We start from the raw sequence: 906 nt of genomic DNA, 5'->3' as shown, positions 1-906 counted from the left end.
ATTGGAATCACAATCGCTTTCATCATCTACGGATGGCTCATCATCCGTGGCGCTATAGATATGCCTCTCTCCGGATTTGTAAATCGTTTCCTACGGATAAGTATTATTACTTCAATAGCTCTTACCACAGGACTTTATCAGAGTGAAATTGCCATTTTGATCACACAAATGCCCTATGAGTTATCAAAAGCGCTCATAACAAATCCACTCAATGATACACAATTAATGAATTTACTGGACAAAGCAGCAACCAAAGGATTTCAATATGCAGGACGTCTTTTCCAAGAAACCGTCTTCTTCGAGTCCAATGGTTTGCTTTACAGTCTCTTAGGAATCCTCATCTTGCTAGCAACAAGCCTCGTCGTAGCAATCGGTGGGGGTCTCGTCCTTCTGACAAAAATCGCTATTACACTTCTCGTAGGATTGGGACCAATCTTCATTATTGCTCTACTCTGGCAACCAACTTATCGCTTTTTTGAGCAATGGATTGTACAAGTCGTGAATTATATAATCCTCTTTCTACTCTTAACAACTGTATTTAATCTGATGATGAATATCTTTGCAAACTATTTGAGCGATATGAAACTCGACTACGACCAGAATGTAAGCTTCATGTTTGGAGGAGCTCTCATCTTGTCCATTATATCCATCATGCTGTTACTCAAACTATCAAGCATGGCCAATTCTCTCGCAAAAGGCATTACATTCGGACATCTATGGAGACATAAAAACTAGCTGAGATAAAAAGCAATGGTTCCCGTAACAGACGCCCTTAATATCCATATGACAAAATAACAAGGATATCCAATCCTAAAGTAAAAAATATTCACACTGAAATTGAGCTATTTTCATAAATTAAAAAATGAAATTAAGAAAAGATAAATTATCGTAAACTATACACTTTAC

The 906-nt window shown here is 37.3% G+C and carries 1 protein-coding gene; it reads left to right on the top strand.

The features are described from left to right. Positions 1-735, top strand: a 735-nt coding sequence (locus ACFINM_RS09770; protein WP_375641331.1) for a type IV secretion system protein, incomplete at its 5' end; no start/stop codon positions are given. Between the last annotated feature and the right edge of the window lie 171 nt (positions 736-906).

The sequence above is a fragment of the Bartonella sp. AA168HLJHH genome (assembly GCF_042197365.1).
Classification (GTDB): domain Bacteria; phylum Pseudomonadota; class Alphaproteobacteria; order Rhizobiales; family Rhizobiaceae; genus Bartonella.
This window is presented reverse-complemented; position numbering and strand designations above follow the sequence as displayed.